The 21,963-nt window shown below is 72.4% G+C and carries 18 protein-coding genes; 7 read left to right on the top strand and 11 right to left on the bottom strand.

Annotated features, from left to right (window positions below; translation table 11 throughout):
- Positions 1-178 precede the first annotated feature (178 nt).
- Positions 179-661 (top strand): DUF456 domain-containing protein, encoded by a 483-nt coding sequence (locus P3H78_RS07945; protein ID WP_276108113.1) that lies wholly within the window; start codon positions 179-181, stop codon positions 659-661.
- 35 nt (positions 662-696) lie between these two features.
- Here P3H78_RS07945 and P3H78_RS07940 read toward each other — a convergent pair whose 3' ends face one another.
- Positions 697-2,175, bottom strand: a complete 1,479-nt coding sequence (locus P3H78_RS07940; protein ID WP_276108112.1) for an SGNH/GDSL hydrolase family protein — start codon at positions 2,173-2,175, stop codon at positions 697-699.
- Positions 2,176-2,300: 125 nt separating this feature from the next.
- On the opposite strand from P3H78_RS07940, the gene P3H78_RS07935 reads away from it, so the two are divergent.
- The gene (locus tag P3H78_RS07935; protein WP_276108111.1) at positions 2,301-2,669 is read left to right on the top strand and encodes a PPOX class F420-dependent oxidoreductase; all 369 of its coding nucleotides are present in this window, start codon (positions 2,301-2,303) and stop codon (positions 2,667-2,669) included.
- A 101-nt stretch (positions 2,670-2,770) separates the two neighbouring features.
- On the opposite strand, the gene rsgA is transcribed toward P3H78_RS07935, so the two are convergent.
- From rsgA to P3H78_RS07905, 5 genes are all read right to left on the bottom strand, one after another.
- Positions 2,771-3,874, bottom strand: coding sequence for a ribosome small subunit-dependent GTPase A (gene rsgA, locus P3H78_RS07930; RefSeq protein WP_276108321.1), 1,104 nt, complete (start codon positions 3,872-3,874; stop codon positions 2,771-2,773).
- Positions 3,875-4,485: 611 nt separating this feature from the next.
- Positions 4,486-4,935 carry a hypothetical protein gene (locus tag P3H78_RS07920; protein ID WP_276108110.1) on the bottom strand — a complete coding sequence of 150 codons (450 nt, stop codon included), beginning with the start codon at positions 4,933-4,935 and terminating at the stop codon, positions 4,486-4,488.
- 9 nt (positions 4,936-4,944) lie between these two features.
- The gene (locus P3H78_RS07915) at positions 4,945-5,610 is read right to left on the bottom strand and encodes an RHS repeat domain-containing protein (RefSeq protein ID WP_276108109.1); all 666 of its coding nucleotides are present in this window, start codon (positions 5,608-5,610) and stop codon (positions 4,945-4,947) included.
- Positions 5,611-5,728: 118 nt separating this feature from the next.
- Positions 5,729-6,676 carry a DUF6531 domain-containing protein gene (locus P3H78_RS07910; protein ID WP_276108108.1) on the bottom strand — a complete coding sequence of 316 codons (948 nt, stop codon included), beginning with the start codon at positions 6,674-6,676 and terminating at the stop codon, positions 5,729-5,731.
- Positions 6,666-6,983 (bottom strand): hypothetical protein, encoded by a 318-nt coding sequence (locus tag P3H78_RS07905; protein WP_276108107.1) that lies wholly within the window; start codon positions 6,981-6,983, stop codon positions 6,666-6,668. The genes P3H78_RS07910 and P3H78_RS07905 overlap by 11 nt, the downstream gene beginning before the upstream one ends.
- A gap of 163 nt (positions 6,984-7,146) precedes the next feature.
- Between P3H78_RS07905 and P3H78_RS07900 the strand changes: the two genes are divergently transcribed.
- Entirely contained in the window at positions 7,147-8,274 is a 1,128-nt protein-coding gene (locus P3H78_RS07900; RefSeq protein ID WP_276108106.1) for a CapA family protein, read from the top strand.
- A gap of 149 nt (positions 8,275-8,423) precedes the next feature.
- On the opposite strand, the gene polX is transcribed toward P3H78_RS07900, so the two are convergent.
- Both polX and P3H78_RS07890 read right to left on the bottom strand, forming a co-directional pair.
- The gene (polX, locus tag P3H78_RS07895) at positions 8,424-10,151 is read right to left on the bottom strand and encodes a DNA polymerase/3'-5' exonuclease PolX (RefSeq protein ID WP_276108105.1); all 1,728 of its coding nucleotides are present in this window, start codon (positions 10,149-10,151) and stop codon (positions 8,424-8,426) included.
- A gap of 208 nt (positions 10,152-10,359) precedes the next feature.
- Positions 10,360-11,274 (bottom strand): class I fructose-bisphosphate aldolase, encoded by a 915-nt coding sequence (locus P3H78_RS07890; protein WP_276108104.1) that lies wholly within the window; start codon positions 11,272-11,274, stop codon positions 10,360-10,362.
- 352 nt (positions 11,275-11,626) lie between these two features.
- On the opposite strand from P3H78_RS07890, the gene P3H78_RS07885 reads away from it, so the two are divergent.
- Positions 11,627-12,493 (top strand): universal stress protein, encoded by an 867-nt coding sequence (locus tag P3H78_RS07885; protein ID WP_276108103.1) that lies wholly within the window; start codon positions 11,627-11,629, stop codon positions 12,491-12,493.
- Positions 12,494-12,511: 18 nt separating this feature from the next.
- Here P3H78_RS07885 and P3H78_RS07880 read toward each other — a convergent pair whose 3' ends face one another.
- Positions 12,512-13,540: a 6-phosphofructokinase gene (locus P3H78_RS07880; protein WP_276108102.1), complete on the bottom strand. Its 1,029-nt coding sequence runs from the start codon at positions 13,538-13,540 to the stop codon at positions 12,512-12,514.
- Positions 13,541-14,070: 530 nt separating this feature from the next.
- Between P3H78_RS07880 and P3H78_RS07875 the strand changes: the two genes are divergently transcribed.
- The 3 genes from P3H78_RS07875 (at position 14,071) to ftsH (ending at position 18,765) form a co-directional block, all read left to right on the top strand.
- The gene (locus P3H78_RS07875; RefSeq protein ID WP_276108101.1) at positions 14,071-14,838 is read left to right on the top strand and encodes a SpoIIAA family protein; all 768 of its coding nucleotides are present in this window, start codon (positions 14,071-14,073) and stop codon (positions 14,836-14,838) included.
- Between the two features lie 132 nt (positions 14,839-14,970).
- Complete coding sequence (locus tag P3H78_RS07870; RefSeq protein WP_276108100.1) at positions 14,971-16,461, top strand: AAA family ATPase; 1,491 nt, start codon at positions 14,971-14,973, stop codon at positions 16,459-16,461.
- 453 nt (positions 16,462-16,914) lie between these two features.
- The gene (gene ftsH / locus P3H78_RS07865) at positions 16,915-18,765 is read left to right on the top strand and encodes an ATP-dependent zinc metalloprotease FtsH (protein WP_276108099.1); all 1,851 of its coding nucleotides are present in this window, start codon (positions 16,915-16,917) and stop codon (positions 18,763-18,765) included.
- 28 nt (positions 18,766-18,793) lie between these two features.
- On the opposite strand, the gene P3H78_RS07860 is transcribed toward ftsH, so the two are convergent.
- Entirely contained in the window at positions 18,794-20,278 is a 1,485-nt protein-coding gene (locus tag P3H78_RS07860) for a cellulose binding domain-containing protein (protein WP_276108098.1), read from the bottom strand.
- Positions 20,279-20,480: 202 nt separating this feature from the next.
- A complete protein-coding gene (locus P3H78_RS07855) occupies positions 20,481-21,800 on the bottom strand; it encodes a radical SAM protein (RefSeq protein ID WP_276108097.1) in 1,320 nt (439 codons plus the stop codon).
- Positions 21,801-21,963 lie beyond the last annotated feature (163 nt).

Here is a 21,963-nt window from a genome sequence, read left to right as displayed (position 1 = left end):
CGGGACCGGCCCCGCTGAACCGACCGGGACCGGCCCCCGCCGGCCCCCGGCGCTCTCTCGCCCCTCGGCCGCCTCGCCCCCGTGCCCGCGCCCCGGCCCCCGCCTCCTCGCCCCCGGATCCCCCGGGCCCCGCACCGCCCGGCCTGCGGCCCCCCGGGTGCTCCGGCACCCTGGGCAGATGGGAGTGTCGGAGCTCCTGCTGGTCGGCGTGGTGATCCTGCTCGGCCTGTGCGGAGTGCTGGTGCCCGGGGTGCCGGGGTCGTGGCTGGTGTGGGCCGCCGTGCTGTGGTGGGCGCTGAGCGACCCCCAGCCACTGGCCTGGGGCGTCCTGGTCGGCGCGACCGCCGTGCTGTTCCTCTCCCAGGTGGTGCGCTGGGCGCTGCCGCCCCGCCGGCTGCGGGAGAACGGCGCGACCCCGCGGATGGCGGTGTACGCGGGTGCAGGCGCGGTCGTCGGCTTCGTGCTCGTCCCCGTGGCCGGTGCGGTCCCCGGCTTCATGGGCGGGATCTACCTGCACGAACGCCTGCGGCTCGGGCGGCACGGAGAGGCGATGGCGGCACTGCGCACCGTGATGCGCTCGGGCGGGTCCGGCGTACTGGCGGAGCTGTTCACCTGCCTGCTGATCGCGGCGGCGTGGCTCGGCGCCGTCCTCCGGGGCTGACCGGACCCGGGCCGTGCGCGGCCTCCGGCGCCGGTTCAGCGGAAGGCGACCGTGCGGACGGCCGAGGCCACGGCCAGCATCCCGGCGTCGTCGAGGTGGAGGTGGTCGCCGGGGTCGTAGGCGGGCAGGATCCGGTCAGGCCGCCCCGGGTCGCGGACGACGGCGTCGAGATCAACGACCGCGTCGAACACCCCGCCGCCCCGGATCAGCGCGTTGACCTGCTCCCGCACCGCCTCGCCGGCCGCCGTCCAGGCGCGGTAGCCGCGGTACGGCGTGAGGGTGGCGCCGACGACCCGGATCCCGCGGGCGTGGGCGCGGACGGCGATCGTCCGGTACGCCGTCACGAAGGCGGCGGGATCCGTCACCGCGGGGCTTCCCTTGAGGTCGTTGACGCCCTCCCAGACGACGAGGACCCGTACGCCCGCACGGGACAGCGCGTCGGGGTCCAGCCGGTCCAGGGCGCTCGGCCCGACGCCGTCGCGGAGCAGGCGGTTGCCGGAGATCCCGGCGTTGAGGACGCCGAAGCGGCGGGCCGGGGGCAGCGCGGCGAGCAGCCCGGCCAGCCGGTCGGGCCAGCGGTGGTCGGCGCCGGGCGTCGACCCGGTGCCGTCGGTGAGGGAGTCGCCGAGCGCGACGACGCTGCCGGCGGCCCGGGCGGCCAGGACGTCGACGCCGGTGACGTAGTACCAGAAGCCGGTGGTCGCGGTGTAGGCGGCGCCGTTCTCGTCGGCGGACCGGTCGCCCGCGTGGGCGAGCCAGCCGGTCCGCAGTGCCGAGCGGTGGTGGGTCGCCGGCCCCGAGTCGACGGGCGTGTACACGGTGACCAGGAGGTCCGCGGCGGCCGGCACGGCCAGCGGCACGGGGTCGCTGACCACGTCCCGGCCGGCGGGGACGGTGACGGCGGGGGCCCCGTGGAAGACGGCGCGACGCATCGACCCGGGGACGGCGGCGGGGCCCCGGTGCGCGGCGAGGGCCACCGTGACGGCGCCGAGGCGCAGAGGGGCGCCGCCGAGCCGGTTGCTGAGCCGGATCCGCAGCGCCCGCCCGCCGACGCTGATGTGCACGACGTTGCGGATGCTGGCGCCGGGCAGCGCCCGGGCGGTGCCGGAGGGTGCGGCCTCCCAGGTGCCGGTCCAGATCCCGGACCGGGCCGTGAGCGGGACCGCGGCAGGAGCCTCCGCGGCCCCGGTGCCGCGCGACCAGGCCGCCGCACCGCGCAGCCGGGCTGCCGTGGCGCGGGGCCCCACTCCCGTGATGCGGACTCCGGACCGGGTGGTGGCGGAAGCTCCGGCCACCGCGCGGGCCCCGGCCCGGCCGACCACCGTGCCGCACGCCAGGAGCAGCAGCGCCGCGAGGACTCGCGCGGTCGTGACCCTGCGCACCATGAAGCCCGCCTCCGCCTCTTCTATGCCGGTCCCGGGCCGGTCCGGGACCTCCGGGCGGGCGACGGCGGCGGGGCGGCCGGCCGTGCCCGGACCGGGGCGCGCCGCCCCGGCGAGGTGACCGTGCCACATGGAAGAGTGCGGACGGCGGAGCCGCAGCGGGCGAACCACCCGCCCGGCCCAGCCGGGTACGGGGATCGCCGGGCCGGGCCCGGAAGTCGCTGCGCCCGGGCTGCCGGGGGTGCTTGGCTGCCGTCATGACCGAATTCACCGACGCCGAGCGCGCGTACCTGAGGACCCAGCAGCTGGGACGGCTGGCCACCGTCGACCCCCACGGGCAGCCGCAGGCGAACCCCGTCGGTTTCTTCCCGCAGGAGGACGGCACCATCCTGATCGGCGGCCGGGCGATGGGCACCACCAAGAAGTGGCGCAACCTGCGGCAGAACCCGAAGGTGGCGCTGGTGGTCGACGACATCGTCAGCGTCAGCCCCTGGCGTGTGCGCGGTGTCGACATTCGCGGCGAGGCCGAACTGCTCACCGGACCGCACGAGTTGGGGCCGTACTTCAGCGAGGAGGTCATCCGGGTGCACCCGCGGCGGATCCACAGCTGGGGGCTGGAGGACTGACGCGGCGGCACCCCGCTCCGCCCGGCCGCACCCCGCGGGACCGGCCTCGCCGCCGGCCGTACGTCCGGCGGCGAGGTCTGTCGTCCTTGCCCGGGTGGCGGTCACTGGCGCAGCCGGCCCCGCTTCGCCTCCATGGCGGCCCGGCCGTCGGCGCCCTTGCGCTTCCAGTCGCGCCGGATCTCGGCACGCAACCGGGCGTCCGTCTTGGCGACGATGTACTGGTTCTCGCGCAGGAGTTTGCGGTAGCTCTCCAGCCGGCGCTCCGGAAGGTCGCCGTCCTCGACGGCGGCGAGAACCGCGCACCCCGGCTCGGCGCCGTGCGCGCAGTCGTGGAACCGGCACCGGGCGGCCAGCTCCTCGATCTCGGAGAACACCTGGCCGACGCCGCTCCCGGCGTCCCACAGACCGACCCCCCTCAGCCCCGGGGTGTCGATGAGGACGCCGCCGCCGGGCAGGGCGAGCAGGTTGCGGGTGGTGGTCGTGTGCCGGCCCTTGCCGTCGACGTCGCGTGCGGACTGCACCTCCATCGCGTCCCGGCCGAGCAGCACGTTGGCGAGGGTCGACTTCCCCGCGCCGGACTGGCCGAGCAGCACGGTCGTGCCGTGACCGACGATGGCCCGGAGCACGTCGAGGCCGTCCCCGGTCGTCGCGCTGACCGGCAGCACCGGCACGCCGGGCGCGGTGGTCTCCACGTCCTGCACCAGATACGACAGCCCCACCGCGTCGGGCACGAGGTCGGACTTGGTCAGCACGACCAGGGGCTGCGCCCCGGACTCCCAGGCGAGGGCGAGGAAGCGCTCGATGCGGGCCAGGTCGAGTTCGACGGCCAGCGACACCGCGATGACCACGTGGTCGACGTTGGCAGCGAGGATCTGCCCCTCGGACCGCTTGGAGGAGGCGGACCGGACGAACGCGGTACGGCGCGGCAGGAAGACCCGCACGTAGCGCGGATCGGCGCCTTCGGGATCGACGGCGACCCAGTCGCCCGTGCACACGACCCTCATCGGGTCACGGGGAACGACGAACTCGGTGTCGGCACGCACGGTGCCGACCGGGGTGACGACGTCGCACAGGCCGCGGTCGACCCGCACGACACGGCCGGGCAGGAGACCCTGCGCGGCATAGGGAGCGAACGCGGTTGCCCAGCCCTCGTCCCAGCCGTACGGCGTGAGAGCGTGCAACGAAGAAGCCGAAATTGAAGACAGATTCAAGGGGAACCCTTCACAGGGCGGCCCCGGCCGCACGCACGTGTGCGCTGGTGAGAAAGGTCAGCCGGAGACCACGGAGGTGGAGTGGATGAACTTCTGGTTGCGGGCAGCGCCCATCACGGAGACAGCCATCGGTCACACCTCCCGTTTCCCACTCGGCGGACGGCAGCGGCCGACGGCCACTGCGTGAAGCGGATCTCACCCTAGAGGCGGCCGTGTTCCGGCACCACCGATTTTCCGGCAGGGTCACGAAGGGTGCCGGTCGAGGCGCCGCCTGAGGGTCCCGCTCGCGTTTCTGGCCGGCACGCAGAGCGGCGGGGTACGCGGTGGATTCGTCTGCGGTGCCCAGGCGGTGGTGGCAGTCGCGCATGCTCAGTAGCAGAGCGGTCAGTTGCTCGTAAACAGCGTTGCCCGTCTGTGTCATGAGTGGTTCGGGCAGCCGCCGGTTACCCCCGAGCACGTCGGCAGGACGGACGACGCGGGCCTGGTGGGCGAGGTCGAGCCGCTGTCGGTCGTGTGCACACGTTTCGGCCGCGGCCCGCCAGGCGGCATCGACGTCCCCGTCGTCGAGCAGACTGATGCCCCGCCTGGTGCCGCAGCCATCTGCTTCAGCGTGTGAGCCGTGTCAAGGCGTCGTCGTACCCCAGGGCGTTCTCAGGAAGCAATTCTTTCATCCTTGTGAAGAATTCTGTGCCGGACCGCTGGAGGGCGTCCACGAGTTCCCGTTCCTCGACGGGGACTGTTCGCTTGACGTCGTCGTAGGTGAGTGACACGAGGACGAGTCCGCCACCCAGGCGTTTGAACAACAAACGGATCGGCTGATCCGGGAAGTATGTCGACACCTCGTCCTCGTCCGCAAGTTTCAGGACCATATCACCGATATAGGCCCAGAGTTCGTCGACATAGTCCCAGAGCTCCTGGTCCAGGATCCGTACGCCGTTGATGGTCATATCGATAGCCCCCTCGACATACGAAGGATCCGCAGGAGGAAAGCTTGCCTCCGCCACGTCGACAAAAGAGCCCGACTTGGTGCGCAGGTAGGACGTGATCTCGATCATGCAGCCAGCCTACTTGTCGAGCGTTCCTGGATAAAATTGGCCGACGCGGCCATTCTTGATGCCGAGGACGTAGTCCACGCCGTTTACTCGCCCCTCGATCTGATACATGCCGATCGGACCACGCGAGACGAGTTTGTCCCGGTTCTGCTTCAGCGTCTCCGTGATGGCATCTTGCACATCCTGGACGGACATTTTTCCGTCGAGGAACGACTGCTTCGCCTTGACAGACCCGTCCCAGTATTCCGGGTGATGCCTTTCCAGGACATGCGCCATGCCTTTCTTGTCAAGCACGAACTCATTGCTGTCGAACTGATATTTCCGGCTCTGCCAGCTCTTGAGCGCGTTCTCGACCTTGCAGGTGAACAGGCCCAGCGGATCCGACTCGCTCCCCGGGTTGCCGACATAGGCGTGCGGGTTGGGACCAGGCAGGAGGCCCAATGGGTCCGACGTGAGGTAACCGCCCGTTTCAGGATCGTAGTAACGCAATAGGTTGTAGTCGAGGCCTGTCTCGTCATCGGCGTACTGCCCCGGGAACCGCAGCCGGCAGTCCACAGCCGCCTCAGAGTCGACGGAAGACGGGAACCTGGTGCCCCATAGCGTGGTGCGGGACTGCCACGCGAGTTCGGCGGAGGTGGAGACCAGTTCCATGGGCGTACCGACGGCGTCCGTGATCACGGCGTAGAAACGTGGCTTCTTGTCGAAGCTGGTCTCCTCGGCCAGTCGGGCGAGGAACGAAGTTTCGGCCGACGACGCCCACCGGTCGGTCTGTGCGACCGGGCGATAAGTCCCTGGCTCATAGTCCCAGGTGGTGGTCCTGCCGTCCGGACAAATCTGAGGAGGAGAGATGAGTGCGCGTGAACCGAAACGGCAGTGTGCCCGGCAGGGTCAGGTCCGTCTGCGTCATCAGCATGGCGCCGGTCGCCACGTCGATCGGCTCACCCACGCACGGAGTTTCCTCGGCGTTGCGGGCCGCCGGGCCCAGATCGACCAGGTCGGGGCGGAGCGACGCAGGGCGCAGCAGCGTCGGGGTGGTGTCGGCGAGACCGCCTTCCATGCTCGACTTCAGCAGGCCGCCACCCGCGCCCAGAGCTCCGCCGAAGATCATGCCGTTCTCGGCGGCCTTGTTGACCTCGTCCTGGCTGAAGCCGTGCTGCAGACCCGTCGCCATCTGCAACGGCTGGGCCACCGCCAGGTCTACGGTGACCGACTCGACCCCGCCGAACGCGACACCGGCGAAGGCACCTCCGATGATGTCGGCCACCACCGCGGAGACCCCGACGCCGATCGTGGCGCCGAACTCGATGACCGCGTCCGCCGCCGCTGCCGCCGCACCCGAGGCGATGCCCGCGGTCATGATGGCCAGCGCCACACCACCCGCGATCACGGCCGCGTCGATGGCTATCCGCGTCCAGAGCTTGTTGATGGCGTCGTCGATGCCGTCGGCGAACTTGTCCAGCGCACTGGCCATGTCCCGCGAGGTCTTCGCGAGGTCGCTCAGCCAGCCGCCGTCCTTGTCCTTCGCGTAGCGGTCCCAGAACTTGTGGAACGCCTCGATCGACTCACCCGTGTTGTTGTGGATGATCCCGGAGGCGCTGCGGTGCACCGGGGAGCGGACGTCGTCCACGGAGTCGGCGAACGCACGCCACGCCTTCGCCGCATCCCGAAGCTTGCCGGAGTCGGCCTCCGGCCACCACAGGCCCATGTCGAGAAGGATGTGGCGGGCCTTGTCCTCAATGCTCACCGGCACCGTCGCTCTGCTTGTCGGTCTTCACCTTGGTGAACATGCCGGCGACGAGCTCGTCGTGGTCCACGTGTCCGTCCGCCATGTCGGCCATCGCCTCGTGAATGCTCGTCAGCCCCAGCACCAGGATCCCCGTCGCACTCTCGATCGACTTCTGGTGCGGCTTGTAGACGCCACCGAACTGCTTACCCTGTTTGTCATGACCTCGCCCGGCGTCCGATCCGGATGCGGTCTCCGCGGCTCGTGCCCGCGCACGCTGCGCACGCTCACCACGCCCATCGTCGTGCCTCTGCTTCGGCGCCGTCACCGGAGCTGCCGCCCCCTGTGGGCCGCCGCGGAGCCGGTGCGCCGCTCGCACGGCCCCCGCGCACCGCGCACGCGTAGCCGCACGGCGCCCCCCGGTGGCTCCCCCCTCCCCCCCGTCACGCGGATCCTTCGCGCACCGCCCACGACGGCTTTAGCTTGGGAGGGTGCACGAGGACGTGGTCACCCTGTTCCTCGGCGGGGACGTGATGCTCGGCCGGGGCGTCGATCAGATCCTCCCGCACCCCGGTGACCCGGCGCTGCGGGAGACGTACATCCACGACGCCCGGGCCTACGTCGACCTGGCGGAGGCGGCGAGCGGGCCGATTCCCCGGCCGGTCGGCTTCCGCTGGCCGTGGGGTGAGGCGCTGCCGGTCCTGGACGACGCCGCGCCGGACGTGCGGGTGGTCAATCTGGAGACCACCGTCACCGGTGACGGGGACTTCGTGCCCGGCAAGCAGGTCCACTACCGGATGAGCCCGGCGAACCTGCCGTGCCTGGCCGCGGCCCGCCCGGACGTCTGTGCGCTGGCCAACAACCATGTGCTCGACTTCGGCCCGCGCGGCCTCGACGACACGCTCGGCGCCCTGGCGGAGGCGGGGCTGCGGACGGCGGGCGCGGGCCGGGACGAGGTGGGGGCGAGGCGGCCGGCGATCGTGCCCCTGGGCACCGGTGGGCGGGTGCTGGTCTTCTCCCTCGGGATGCCGTCCAGCGGGATCCCGGAGAGCTGGGCCGCCACCGGGCAGCGGTCCGGCGTCGACGTCGCGGAGCCTTCGGTGGCCGCCGCGTCCGCGTTCGCCGACCGTCTCCGGCAGGTCAGGCGGCCGGGGGACATCGCGGTCGTCTCGGTCCACTGGGGCCCCAACTGGGGCTACGACGTCTCCCGCTCCGAGGTCCGCTTCGCCCACGCGCTGCTCGACGCGGGCGTGGACGTCGTACACGGGCATTCCTCGCACCATCCGCGCCCGCTGGAGGTGTACCGGGACAGGCTCGTCCTGTACGGCTGCGGCGACCTCGTCGACGACTACGAGGGCATCGGCGGCTACGAGAGCTTCCGGGACGACCTGCGGATGCTGTACCTGGTGTCCGTGGAGGCGGACACCGGCCGGCTGGTCGACACGCGGATGGTGCCCCTGCAGGCGCGCAGGATGCGGCTGGAGCACGCCTCGCCCGAGGACACCGAGTGGCTGTGCGCCGTCCTCGACAGGCACTGCCGGTCGTTCGGCACCCGCGTCGACGGCGCACCCGGCGGCAGGCTCGTGCTGCGGCCCCTGCACACCGGGCGGCGCACCTGACCAAGAGCGGTCCGTGCTCCTGCGAACCGCCCGAGCGGATTCGACGGGCAGCCCTGTCTCCGGTGGCCGAGACGGCATCCACGGCCTCCGACTCCGAGGCGCCCGACCGGAGTGTGCGACGCCTGTCGGGACGCCCGCGCAGCGCGGCCTCAGTCCGCCCGGTGCTCGCGCAGGAACCGGCGCAGCCGCCCCAGTGGCCAGGTGTTGATCACGTCGTCCGGGGTGAGCCATCCGCGTTGCGCCGTGCCGATTCCGTAGCGGAGGTACGCGAGCTGGGGGATCGAGTGGGCGTCGGTGTCGACGGCGAACTTCGTCCCGTGGCTCCTGGCGCGGAGGATGTCCTCGTCCCCCAGGTCGAGGCGGTCGGGCTGGGCGTTGATCTCCAGGGCCGTGCCGGTGCGGGCGCAGGCGGCGAACACCTCGTCGAGGTCGGCGTCGATCCCCGGCCGTCTGCCGATCAGGCGGGTGGTGGGGTGGCCGATGACGTGGATGTGGGGGTTCTCGCAGGCGCGCACGATCCGCCGGGTCATCGCCTTGCGGCCGAGGTTGAAGTGGGAGTGCACCGAGGCCACGCAGACGTCGAAGCCTTCGAGGAACTCGTCCGGCCAGTCCACCTCCCCTTCGGGCCCGATGTTGAGCTCGGTGCCGTGCAGCAGCCGCATCCCGTGGTGCCTGCCGTCCAGAGACCGCACGCACGCGCGCTGGGCGAGGATCTTCTCGTCGGTCATGCGCTGCATGTACAGGTGGGGTGCGTGGTCGGTGACCGCGTAGTACGCGTAGCCCCGCTCGGCGGCCGCCGCCACCATGTCCTCCAGCGGGGCGAGGCCGTCGGTGAGGTCGGTATGGGTGTGCAGGTCACCTCTGATGTCGCCCTCCGCCACGACCTCGGGCAGCTCGCCGCGCAGGCCGGCTTCGATCTCTCCCCGGTCCTCGCGCAGGGTGGGCGGGATCCACGGCAGGCCGAGCCGGGCGTACACCTCCTCCTCGGAGCGGGAGGCGACCCGCTGTCCGCCCCCGGTCTCGAACAGTCCGTACTCGGAGAGCTTCAGCCCCAGGTGGACGGCGATCGTGCGGGTGCGGATGTTGTGCGCCTTCGAGCCGGTGAAGTACTGCAGGCCGGCGCCCCAGGCGTCCGGTCGCACCACGCGCAGGTCGACCTGGACGCCCTGGACGGTACGGATCGAGGTCTTCTTCTCGCCGTGCACGATGATCTCGGCGGTGGAGGGCAGTTCGGTGAGCGCGTCCATGAAGGGGGCCGACCGGCCGGCGGCGACGAGGATGTCGATGTCGCCGACGGTTTCCTTCACGCGGCGCAGCGAACCGGCGTATGCACAGTGGTCACAGCCCGCGACCCGGGAGAGTTCCGTGACGATGTCCTCGGCGGTCTCCATGGCGGTGCTCAGCGGGATCCGCCCTCCTGCCTGCTGCATGAGGGCGATGCCGTGCAGGATGTTCTCCTCGGTCCTCTCCCCGAAGCCCTTCAGGTCCCGCAGCTTCTCCGCCTTGATGGCGTCGGCCAGTTCCCTCACCGAGGAGATGTGCAGGTCCTCGTAGAGGGCCATGGCCTTTTTGGGGCCGAGGGTGGGGATGGAGATGAGCTGCCGCACCCCCGCGGGGATCCTGGCCCGCCTCTCCTCGACCACCGCGACCTTGCCGGTACGCAGGTACTCGACGACCTTCTCGGCGATCGACGTGCCCACGCCCGGGATCTCCTTCAGGCCCGCGACGTCCAGGTGGGAGACGTCGGCGGGGTGACCGCCGATCGCGCGGGCCGCCTTCTCGTAGGCGCGCGCCTTGAACGCGTCGCCTCCGGTGATGGCGATGAGGTCCGCGTACTCCCGCAGGAGCGCCTCGACCTCCTCGTTGGGCCGGACCACGCCTCACAGTCTAGGAACCGACCCGTCCGGCCAGCCAGTTGAGGGCCCGCGGCCGGTGGCACCACGACCGGACGGAGGCGGTCGCACCCCGACGTGCCCCTCCAGCGTGCGAAGCCACGGCACGGTCGGCACGCTGCGGGCGGTGCCGTCCGTCCGCCGGGCCGGCCGCCGAGCCCGGCGGCGGCCGCGGCGAAGAGCGGCGTGCGGCTCAGGCGCCGGGTGCGCCTGCCCGGGGGTGCTGGGAGAGTATCTCCCGGAGCCGGGCCACGAACCGGAGCGACTCGTCGTGCTCGCGCTGCCAGACGTTGCGGCCGAAGATCAGCCCGGTGGCGCCCGCCTCCATCGACTGCCGCGTCTTCTCCAGCATCGCCTCGTCACCCGCCTTCTCCCCGCCGGACACCAGCACCAGGGTGCGGTTCGCCGACCGCACCACGGCGTCGATGGCCTGCTGGGGGGAGAATTCGTGCTGGTAGGCGTCCTTGACCCCGGACACCTTCTCCGGATGCGGGAAGTTCACCTTGACCATGTCCGCGCCGAGTTCACTGGCCGTGCGCGCGGCGTAGTCGACGGCATAGAAGGAGTCCCGGCCCCCCTTCCCCTCGATCGCCGCGCCGCGCGGGTACGCCCACACGATCAGCGGCATGCCCAACCGCTGCGCGTCCTCCCGGACCTGCCGGAGCTGCCGGAAGTCCGTTTCCTGGGCAGGGCTGCCGACGTACAGCGTGTAGCCCACCGCGTCGGCTCCGAGGCGGACCGCGTCGGCGACGGACGCGTGCAGCGGGGAGAGGGCCTCGGCGTCGGAGGGGATGTCGGTCTTCCCGTTCAGCTTCAGGATCAGGGGAACCTCGCCGGCGTAGTCCCAGTAGAACTTCTCGGCCAGCCCGATCTGGACGGCGATCCCGTTGAACCCTCCCTCCAGCGCGAGCCGGATGATGTACGCCGGGTCGCTCACGACGGGGTTGTCGAAGAAGTCCCGCGGGCCGTGCTCCAGCCCGTGGTCGTAGGGCAGGAAGATCGCAGTACCGTTGCGCAGGCCGTGCTGGTGGAGGATCCGGTTGAGGCGGGTCTTCTTCCCCGTGCCGAGCCCGGCGCCGCCGACGCCTCTGCCTGGTTGCCTCTGCATGCCACAAGAGTCACATACGGGCCGAAATGTCCAGCAGGGCCGTTCGGCCCCGCGCAGAGGACTGAACGGGGCGTCCGGGACGCCGTCGTTGGACCGACGTGCGTGCCTCCCGCCCCTGCCTCCTCACCGCCGGCCGCGACCGCTCGCCCACTCGGCCCCCTCGGCCCGCAGCACGCGGGATTCCGGGGCCCGGCCCGTCCGAGCCGCCCCCTTGCGGGCACGGGTGCCCCGGGAGGTGTCACCGCGGTTCCCCCTTCACAATGGCCACGAGGAGGCGACGAGCGCCGAGGGACGGACGTCGGGGGCGAGCGCTTGTGCCTGCCCATGAGGCGGTGCCGGGAAGGAGTGCAGGATGACCCGCTCGGTCGTGGTCGGGATCGACGGATCCCGGGAAAGCCTGGTCGCGGCCGCATGGGCCGCCGGGGAGGCGGCGCTGCGAGACCTCCCGCTGCGCCTCGTGCACGCCGCACCCGCCCCCGCCCCCGCCCGTGACTCCGCCGAAGGGCCGGTCGCCTTCTCGTGGCAGCAGACCGGCGAGGAACTGCTCCAGCGCGCGAGGACCGACCTTGCCCGTGGCTGTCCGCACGTGGCGACGAGCGGCGTGCAGGTCACCGACGCGGCCCCTGCGGCCCTCCTCTCGGCCTCCGAGACGGCCGAGCTGCTCGTCGTCGGCGCACGGGGGGACGGCGGGTTCGACGGTCTCGTCGTGGGCTCGACGGCGCTGGCCGCGGCGAGCACCGCCTCCTGCCCCGTCGCGATCGTGCCCGGGATCCCCGCCGCAGCGGCACGTGAGACCGAGGTGTGCGTGGGCGTCGACGTGGCGCACGCGGCCGAACCACCGCTGGACTTCGCGTTCGGCGCGGCTCAGCTCCGTGACGCCCGGTTGCGTGCCGTGTACGCATGGGCCCTCTCCGGCCATGCTGCGTGGACGGCGGTCGGAGTGCCCGAGGAGGACCGGGCGGCGTGGGAGGACGACGAAGTCCAACGGCTGTCCGACGTGCTCCAGGGCCGGAAGGACACGTATCCGGGAGTCCCGGTGCTGCCCGACGTCGTCCTCCTCCACCCCGCCCACGCCTTGGTGCAGGCCTCGCGGCGGGCCGACCTGCTCGTCCTGGGCCGGCGCTCGGGCCTGCGGGCGGGCGAGCGGCGGCTGGGCCCCGTGGCCCACGCCGTCCTGCATCACGCGCACCGCCCGGTCGTCGTCGTACCGCACGTCTGAGGCCGCCGCGGGACGGCGTCAGGTGCCGTAGAACACGTCGAACTCCGCGTACAGCTCCCGGGAGACCCGCTTGGTCGCCTTCGTGGCCTCGGCAAGCGGGATGCGTGTGATGTCCGTGCCGCGCAGAGCCGTCATCGTGCCGAAGTCGCCGTTCTCGACCGCGTCCACGGCGTGCAGACCGAAGCGTGTGGCGAGCCACCGGTCGTACGCGCTCGGCGTGCCACCGCGCTGGACGTGCCCGAGAACCGTCGTGCGGGCCTCCTTCCCGGTACGGCCCTCGACCTCCTGGGCCAGCCAGTCACCGATCCCGGACAGACGCACGTGCCCGAACTCGTCACGCGACTCGTCCTTGACCACCATCTGTCCGGCCTTGGGAACCGCTCCCTCCGCCACGACGACGATCGGCGCGTAGTTGATCTCGAAGCGTTTCTCCACCCAGGCGCACACCTGGTCGAGATCGAACTCCACTTCCGGGATGAGGATGGCGTTCGCGCCCCCGGCGACGCCGGCATGCAGAGCGATCCACCCGGAGTGTCGTCCCATCACCTCGACGACGAGTGTGCGCTTGTGGGATTCCGCGGTGGTGTGCAGGCGGTCGATGGCCTCGGTCGCGATGGTGACGGCGGTGTCGAAGCCGAAGGTGTAGTCGGTGCCGCCCACGTCGTTGTCGATGGTCTTGGGCACGCCGACGAGGTTGACCCCGGCGTCGGACAGCGCGGTCGCGACGCTCAGCGTGTCCTCGCCGCCGATGACGACGAGCGCATCGATCCGGTGCGCGCCGAGGGTGCTCCTGATGCGGTCGACGCCGTCCTCGAGCCGGAGGGGGTTGGTTCGGGAGGAGCCGAGAATCGTGCCGCCGAGCGGAAGGATTCCGCGTACGGCCGGGACGTCCAAGGGCATGGTCACGTTCTTGACCAGACCGGCCCACCCGTCGACGATCCCGACGAACGTCCATGCGTGCTCCTGTGCGCCTTTGCGTACGACGCTGCGGATCACCGCATTGAGACCGGGGCAGTCGCCACCGCCGGTCAGCACTCCCACCCGCATGATTGCTCTCCCTTGCCTTCGCACAGCGTGATCGCCCGTGCCGGGGCACGGCGGCGTGTCACGGTCCCCGACCCCGGTGCCGCCGGGCCGCCTCGAGCGGAGCCGGTGCCCAGGTCGAGATCTGTTTCCAGCTTGAACCCGCCCGGGACGCAGCGCACGGTGTGCTCCCCGCTCCCCCGGCTCCCGTGGGTCCGGGTCGTTGCCTGCCGCCCGGTGGTGCGTCGTCCGTCCTCCCTGCCGGTGGACGACTCGCGTGTCGCGGGGCCCGCCGTCCGGCGTTGTACTGGAAGCGGGAGCACCGCCGAACGAGGGGAACGGCCGTGTCATCGGCATGCGGCCCGCCGCGCCGGCGTCTCGCGGCGCACGGTCCGAGGCGCCCGTGGCACAGGGTTTCGGCCCTCCCGAGGGCCTTCCCCCTCGGTGTCGATCCCGACGGCAGCGGTGATCGGCTGCGCGGGTGCGTCGGCCGCCGTGCCCGTCCCCGTCGTCGGCCGGGTCTCCGCATCACACCGGCGCCAGGGAGGAACGCCATGCTGGAGAGAGCCCAGGACGTGCCCTCGGAGGTCGACGCCGTGAAGGCGATCGGCACGGTGTCGAGGGCCGACTACAAAGCGGTGGTCGAGCCGCTCGTCGACGCCGCGCGCAGGGAAGGCCGCCGCATCCGGCTCCTGTGGGAGTGCGGCCCGGAGTTCCGGATGCTCACACCGGCGGCCGTGTGGGAGGACCTCAAGGTCGGGATCGGCGCCATGCGCCTGTTCGAGGGCTGCGCCGTCGTCAGCGACCTCGGCTGGATCCGGCAGTCGACCCGGTTCACGCGCTTCCTGATGCCCTGTCCGGTACGCGTCTTCGGTGGCCGGGATCGCGAGGAAGCCGTGCGCTGGCTCGTCTCACTGCCCGAGGGGCCCGGTGTGTCCCACCGGCTCCTGCCCGAGTCCGGGGTTCTCGTGATCGAGGTCGAACAGCCGCTGCGCACACAGGACTTCGACGCTCTGGCACAGACCGCCGACAGCTGGCTCGAAACCCACGGCGAACTGGCCGGAGTCGTGGTGCACGCGCGCGCCTTTCCAGGATGGGAGAACATCGCAGGCCTGCTCCGGCACGTGCGTTTCGTCCGTGCCCACCATCGCAGGATCAGGAGGATCGCGCTGGCGGCCGACAGCAGGCTCGCCCCCCTTGCGCCCCACCTCGCGAACCGCGTCGTCCAGGCCGAGGTACGGCGGTTCGGGTACGGAGAACTCGACGACGCCGTCGCCTGGGCCTCGAGCACGCCCGACCGCACCTCCGCCGATGCGGGGTGATGCGGCCCCCGGTGACTGATCCGCTCGTGGCCGGATTCGACGGCTCCGGCCGAGGTCCGCGTCCCGTGTCGCGGTGTCCGGCGATCGACGTTGTACTGGTGGCAGGAGTGCTGCCGAGCGAGGGGAGCAATCGTGTTGCCGTCCGACGGTTCTCCTCCCGCGAAGCCGAAGACGGTTTTCGACCGCGACGCCGAGTGGGACGCGCTCGTCGCGTTCGCCTGCGACACCCGGCCCGGACCCGGCCTCGGTGTGGTGTCGGGACGGCTGCGGCAGGGCAAGACGTACCTCCTGCGGGCACTCGCCGCAGCCCTGGGCGGCTTCTACTTCGGGGCGCAGTCGGCGGCGCAGGCCGAGTCCCTGCGCCGACTCGGCGACGAACTCGCCCAGTACACGGGCACATCGCCGCCGAGCCGCTGGCGTGGCTGGGAGGACGCCGTCGACGCGCTGCTGGCGCTGGGAGACCGGCGGCCTGTCCCGATCGTCATCGACGAGTTCCCCGACCTCGTACGGCAGAGTCCCCCGCTTCCCTCCGCCCTTCACGGCGCCTACCGGCGTCTGCGCGACGCGGGCCGGGACAACCGTGCACGCCTGCTGCTGAGCGGCAGCGCCCTGCCGGTGATGCACCGGCTGTTCAGCGCGGCCTCACCCCTGCACGGGCTGACCGATCTGGAACTCGTCCTCGGCCCACTGGACTACCGGCAGGCCGCGCGGCTGTGGGACATCGGGGATCCCGGCCTCGCCCTGCTGGTCCATGCCGTCGTCGGCGGGACGCCCGCCTACCGGGGCTACGTCGGGGACCGCACGCCCGGCGGCCCGGCCGACTTCGACGCCTGGGTGTGCAGGACCGTGCTCGACCCCAGCACTCCCCTGTTCCTCGAGGCACATCATCTGCTGCAGGAGGAGACCGACCACTGGGACCGTGCGCTATGCCACTCCGCCCTCGCCGCCCTCGCCTCGGGCTGCTCGACCCAGGGCGAGATCGCAGAACGCCTCGGGGCTCCGCTGACCGATGCCGCCCGCTGTCTTGCGCTGCTGCGGGAGAACGGTCTGCTGCACGGCGAGCCCGACGCCTTCCGCCCGAACCTGATCCGGCTGCGCATCACCGAGCCGCTGCTCGCCTTCGAGCACGCGGCGGTCTGGCCCTACCGCTCGGCGCTGGAGCAGCAGGGCGCGGCCGAGGTCTGGCGGCATGCGCGTCCGGTCTTCGACTCCGCGGTGGTCGCACCCCATTTCGCCCAGATGTGCCGGGACTGGGTCATGGACTTCGCCGATCCGGCCGTCTTCGGCGCACACGCCGCGACGGCGGCCCACGGCTCACTCCCCGACCCGGCGCACCGTGCCGGCCCCGTCGCACAGGCGGAGGTCGTCGTACGCGGCCGGGCCGGCGCCCGTCCCGGCGCTCTGCTGTCGGTGGGAACCGCACGCCGGGACCAGGTCATGGACCTGCACCACCTGGAACACCTGCGGCACCTCCTCGACCTCCTCGCCGCCCGCGGCGAGGAGGTCACCCACACCCGGCCCGCCTGCTACAGCGGTGCCGGCTTCACCCCCGCGCTTCGCGAGGCCGAAGCCGACGGGCATGTGGTGCTCGTCGACCTCGACCGCCTGTACCGGGGGCGGTAGCCAGGCGGAAGCCGTGCGGCGAGCGGTGGCCGGAGGTGATCCGGTTCAGCCGGAATTCTGCCCACCGGGGGCAGGGTCCTCCCCGTGCTTCCGGCGGACGGCCCCCGGCGGAAGGCATGGCCATGGCACGGCGGCCCGCCCGGGGACGCCGCCGAGCAGGGCCGGGGGCCCTTCCCCTGGTCGGCGAGGGCCGCGACGCCTTCGCGCCGGTGTCCGGCCGGCGGCGCCGCACCACGGTAGGGGCCCCATCAGGGCCGTTCGACCCCTGCCGCCCGGGACCGGCCGGGTCGAGGCTGGTTAACGGGGCACGGCGCCGGACCGAAGGGCGTGGGAATGGTGATCACACGCGTGCGGATGCCGCACCGGCATCCGGCACCGCCCGTCGAGCCCGGGCCGCCGCGCGAACCGCCCAGACCTCCGTCGCGGCAGCCGCAGCCGCTCGGAGGACGGTGGATGTTCTGGTGGATCCTGATGACGCTCGTCATCGTCCTGCTGCTCTCACGCGCGCGGTCAGGGCCGCACACGAGTTCACTGTCCTACAGCGACTTCGTCGCCAAGGTCGGTGCCAGCCAGGTGCAGACGGTCGACATCAACGACAAGGGCGCGGTCGGCGGCACCCTGAAGGACGGCACGAGGTTCAGCACCCAGATCCCCACCGCGCTGGGCACCGGCGCCCAGCTCCAGCAGCAGCTGACCTCCCACCACGTGCAGATCAAAGCCAGTCAGAGCAACGGCGGCGGCTCGGCATGGGTGTCCGTGCTCTTCTCGTTCCTGCCGTTCCTGCTGCTGGTCGGCTTCCTCGTGTGGATGGGACGCCGGGCGGCGGGGTCGATGACCGGTGGGCTGAGCGCCATCGGACGCTCACGGGCGAAGATCATCGAGGCGGAGCGGCCCACCACGGGCTTCGACGACATCGCCGGCTACGACGGGGTCAAGCAGGAGATCAGCGAAGTCGTCGACTTCCTGCGCAACCCCGGCCGGTACACCGCCGCGGGCGCCAAGGGCCCCCGTGGCGTGATCATGGTGGGGCCACCCGGGACCGGCAAGACGCTGTTCGCGCGGGCGGTGGCCGGCGAGGCGGACGTGCCGTTCCTGTCGGTGACCGGCTCCGCGTTCGTGGAGATGTTCGTCGGGGTCGGCGCCTCCCGGGTGCGCGACCTGTTCGACCAGGCCCGCAGACGCGCCCCGTCGATCGTCTTCATCGACGAGATCGACGCCCTCGGATCGCGTCGTGCCGGCGCGGCACGGCTGGGCGGCAACGACGAGCGCGAGCAGACCCTCAACCAGCTGCTGGCCGAGATGGACGGATTCGACCAGTCCAGCGGCATCGTGGTCCTCGCCGCCACCAACCGGCCCGACGCCCTCGACCCCGCCCTGCTGCGCCCCGGGCGGTTCGACCGGCAGGTCACCGTGCCCCTGCCCAACCAGGTCGAGCGGGCCGCGATCCTCGCCGTCCACGCCCGTGACAAGACCCTGGCTCCGGACGTCGACATGGATGCCGTGGCGCGCGCCACTCCCGGGTTCTCCGGCGCCGATCTCGCCAACCTCGTCAACGAGGGTGCCATCAACGCCGTACGGAACAACCGCACCCGGATCGAACCGCACGACCTGGACGCCGCCCGCGATCGGGTGCTGCTCGGACGCCGGGAGTCCTCCAACGCGCTGCTGCCCGAGGAGCGCCGCTCGGTGGCCGTCCACGAGTCGGGCCATGCGCTGGTCGCGGCGTTGTGCGAGCACGCCGACCCGGTGGCGAAGGTCACCATCCTGCCCGCCGGCGTCACCCTGGGAGTGACCGAGCAACTCCCGGAGGCGGAGCGTCACTTGCACAGCGAAAGCTACATGACCGACCTTCTGGCGGTACGCCTGGGCGGGCGCGCGGCCGAACTCGTGGTCTTCGGCGAGGGATCGACGGGAGCCGCCAACGACCTGGCCGGAGCGACGCAGATCGCCACCCGCATGGTCCGCGAGTTCGGCCTCTCTCCCGAACTGGGCCCGATCGGCTACGCCTCCTCCCACCCGCACTACCTCGGCGGCGAGACCACCGACGAGCCCGGCCGGCCGCCGTACTCGGAGCAGACCCAGCGTGTCGTCGACGAGGAGGTCGCCCGCCTGCTCCGCCAGGCCGAACACCGCGCGATCACCCTGCTGCGCCGGCACCGGCCCGCCCTGGAACGCCTGGCCGGACAACTGGTCGCCCACGAGACCGTCGACGGCTCCGTCGTCCTCGACGTCCTGGGCCGGGAACGGAGCCAGGGGGGCCGGGGGGACCAGGACCAGGCCGGAGTGCGCACCCCGCCTCGCTGATCGTCAGCGGCACGGCGGTTCCCCGGGCTCAGTTCCCGGCGCAGCCGCGCCCGTTCAGTGTGAAGTCGTCCGGGACGGGGTTCCGGCCCTCGCGGGTGCCGGTGAAGCCGAACGAGAGGGTGCCGCCGGCGGGGACGGAGCCGTCGTAGTCGGCGGCCGTGGCGGTGACGCCGGTGCCGTGCTGGTCGGCCGTCGCGTCCCACATCTGGCGGACGCGCTGGCCGTCGGGGAAGGTCCAGGCGACGCGCCAGGTGTCGAGGGCCGCGGCGGTGGTGACCGTGACGTGGGCCTCGAAGCCGTCGGACCACTGGTCGGCGACCTCGTACTGGACGCGGCAGGCCGGCGGGGCGGTGGCGACGGGGGGCGGGGTGGCACCGCGGCGGGTGGGCGAGGGGGTGGCGGTGGGGCGCGGAATGCCGGCGGCGGGGGTGGCGCGGCGGGGCCGCGTGGGGGCGGCGCCGGTGGCTCGCGGGGCGGACGGGGAGGCGGACCGGGGCCGGTACGAGGGCGGGGCGGACGCGGAGACGGCCGGGTCGGCGACCGGGCGGCGGTCGTCGTCGCGGGCGGTGGCGCCCGCGGAGCCGCCGAACGGCATCATCGACACGGCCAGCGCCAGCAGCGAGAGCAGGACGGCCGCGGCGAGCAGCCCGTTGCGGACGGCCGTGGCCCGGCCCGCGCCCTCCGCCGGATCGTCCGGGCCGGGGGCCGCCGCGCCGGCGGGACGGACGCCGCGCCGCGCCTCGGCGGCCCGGCGGCGCCGCTCCCGGTAGGCGGCGCCGCCCCAGCCGAGCACGCCGTCGGTGAGTGCGGCGGGCAGTCCCCCGCCGTGCGGCCGCAGGCAGGCGGCGGCCTCGGCGCACTCCACGCACCCGGTGACGTGGCGGGCGAGGTCCTCGGGGGTCTCGGCGGCGGGCGAGCGGGTGACCGCGTCCAGCAGCCCGGCGTAGCTGCGGCACGGCGCGTCCATCGGCGCGTCCAGGTGGGCGCGGTGGCAGCGGTCCCGGAAGAGGGTGCGGACCTCGCTGAGCTCCTCGGAGACGGTCGCCGGGTCGAGGCCGAGCCGGCGGGCGGCGACGGGCAGCGGCAGCCCCTCGGCCTCGGTCAGCCACAGCAGGGCGGCGTCCGGCTCCGGCAGGTCCCGCAGGCCGCGCAGGGCGAGGGGGCGCCTCAGCGGCGGGCCGGTGTACCGGCCGGCGGCGTCGGAAGCCAGCCACTGGCGCAGGGCGGGGTCGAGGCGGTGGCCGAGGCCGCCGGACTCCCAGGACGCGGCCGTGGTGCGCACCGCGGTGAGCATCAGCGGGAGGGCCGGCAGCCGGGGGGTGACGCGGCCGCGGGCGGCGCCGGCCTCCGCGGCGCGGACCTCGCGCAGGCCGGTCGCGAACGCCTGGGTGGCCAGGTGCTGCGCCTCGGCCTCCCCGGTGGTGCACAGCTCCGCGTAGGCGAGCACCGCGTCCCAGCAGGCGGAGCGCAGGGCGGCCTCGGCGGCGTCCATGGGTCCGGGCAGCTCGGGCATGAGTCTCCTGCGTCCACGGGCGAGGTCAACTCACCGCATCGAGAAGGGAGTTGAGGGGACCCCTCGCGGCGGCTGCGAGCCTTTCACGCGGCCGCCGCGACTGACAAGCGCCGTATTCAGATGCCTGCGGCGCGGGCCGCGCCCCACAACTCCGTTCCGTAGTACGGACGACGACGTCCGCACACTCACCGTGGCCGGAAAACTACACCGAAGTCGGCTTCTGCGCCGGGAGACTGTCCATGAAGGAGCTCACGGAGAACACCGCGTTGCCCGGGCCGGGCGGGCCGTAGCCGGGGGGCGAGGACAGGCCGAACTCGTCCATCGTGGCGCGGTAGGCCTCCAGCAGCCGGATGTGGTACTCCAGCGGCGCGCCCTGCGGGTTGGCCTTGCCGAGCGGGGTGGTGGGCTCGGGGCACCAGGTGGTGAACCGGGGCGTGATGCCGTGCGACATGAAGAAGCGCAGGCCCTCGGTGGTGGAGGCGATGGCCTCGTCGACGTCCGTGAAGCCGAAGGGCTCGGCCATCTCGACACCGGCGACGAAGTTCGGGATCACGTTGCGCGCGCCGAACACGTCGGCGGAGTCCAGGATGCGGCGGTGCCACTCGTCGCGGCCGACGTAGCGCTCCTTGCCGGGGCAGTACAGCTCGAACAGACGGCGGTCCCACACCTCGTAGTTGGGGTGGTAGATCTGCACGCCGTAGTCCTTGAACCGCTGCACGTCGTCCTTCGGCAGGGCCTGGGCGACGACCTTGCCGATCCAGCGGCCCGGGAAGCGCTCCTCGATGGCCTTGGCGTAGTGGCCGTAGAAGTCGGCCTCGTCGCGGCCGGAGACCGTCTTGGTGATCGCGCCGCCGGTGAGCGTGTAGGCGGTGGACGCCTTCTGCGTGTCGTACCGGTCGATGATCTCCAGCGCCTCCAGGACCTCCTCGACGTCCTTCACGCCGGTGTAGGGGCGTCCGGCTGCCTTGTGCTGGCGCCAGTTGTGGTTGATGTCGCAGTACTGGCACTCCTCCTTGGCGCCGAAGTACTGGCAGACCCGGAAGACGGTCAGGTAGATCAGGTAGCCCCACTGGATGGTCGGGGCCACCTCCATGACGGACTTCCCGTTGGACAGGGTGTGGCGGTAGTACTCGGGCATCGGCGGCACGCCGACGTCGGAGATCCGCGTGCCGTCGAGGTAGAGCCCGAGCCGGCCCTCCTCGTCGGCGGCGACGCGGTATGGGGAGGACGGGTTCACCCGCACGGAGACGACGGTGCGCCGCAGGCCGTACGGGCCGCCCGTGAGGATGATCTCCTCCGGCGGGCGGCGCAGCGCGGCCTCGCCCAGCTCGGGCAGGGTGCCGTGGTCGAAGGAGAAGATGAAGTACGACTTCGGCTTGACCTCACCGTCCTCGTTGTCGCTGAGGGCGGACGCGTCGAAGGCGACTCCGCCGCGGAGCAGGTCCTCCTTGAAGACGGCCTCCCGCGGCACGTGCGGGAAGCGCTCCATCAGATCCTCGACCAGCGCGGTACGGCTGCCCATCCCTGTTCTCCTCCCGGCTCAGGCGTACGACTCCTCACGGTATGCCCCCGCCCTCCGGGCGGCCGTCCCGGGTCCCCTCCCCGGGTGTGCCGCGGGCGCGGGGGTGACGCGGGCCACTGGCAGAAAGCACCGATTCCGGCAGATGTCACCCACCCCGCCCTTG

The sequence above is a fragment of the Streptomyces tropicalis genome (genome assembly GCF_029269835.1).
Taxonomy (GTDB): Bacteria; Actinomycetota; Actinomycetes; order Streptomycetales; family Streptomycetaceae; genus Streptomyces; species Streptomyces tropicalis.
This window is presented reverse-complemented; position numbering and strand designations above follow the sequence as displayed.